Origin of the sequence: Niallia sp. HCP3S3_B10 (genome assembly GCF_052064465.1) — a bacterium.
Classification (GTDB): domain Bacteria; phylum Bacillota; class Bacilli; order Bacillales; family Cytobacillaceae; genus Niallia; species Niallia hominis.
Map to the genome: position 1 here is coordinate 1 of NZ_JBQHVO010000152.1, position 705 is coordinate 705.

At 34.9% G+C, this 705-nt stretch carries 1 protein-coding gene; it reads left to right on the forward strand.

What is annotated here, in order from left to right:
* Window positions 1-678: transposase (locus ACTNDN_RS24930; protein WP_441132574.1), on the forward strand; the 678-nt coding region annotated here is incomplete at its 5' end.
* Between the last annotated feature and the right edge of the window lie 27 nt (window positions 679-705).

Consider the following 705-nt stretch of genomic DNA (forward strand, 5'->3'; position numbering starts at 1 on the left):
CATATTGCCATGTCTGATGAACGTATTGTGACTGCCGCTGTTATTACCTCTGGAGAACAAGGAGATGGAAAGTATTTAAAAGAGCTAGTGGAAAAGACAAATGAAGCAGGAATGAAGGTAGAAACTATCTTAGGAGATACAGCATATTCTGCAAAAGAAAATTTAGAATATACCAAGGAAAATAACATGCAGCTTGTTTCAAAATTACACCCAGTAATAACCAATGGACAACCTCATCGTAAGACGGGATTTGAATTTAACAAAGATGCCGATATGTATGCCTGTCCCGCTGGTCACTTAGCCATTAAAAAAGGAAAAAAGAAACGAGAAAAAGATGAAAACAGAAATCCGCAACTAAAATATTTTTTTGATGTTGAGAAGTGTAAAGTTTGTCCATTTAAAAATGGGTGTTATAAAGAAGGAGCGAAAACAAAGTCGTTTTCCGTTACGATTAAATCCAATACTCATTTGGAACAAGAGGCATTCCAAAAGACAGAAGAATTCAAAAAAATGGCAAAAGAACGATATAAAATAGAAGCGAAAAATAATGAATTAAAGAACAGACACGGGTTGAAAAAAGCAACTTCCTCGGGTTTATTTGGTATGCAGATTCAAGGGGCCACCACCATATTTGCGGTGAATTTAAAAAGAATTCTAAAGTTAATGAACGAAAAATAAGGGGAGGAATTGAAGGATTTAGGAAAT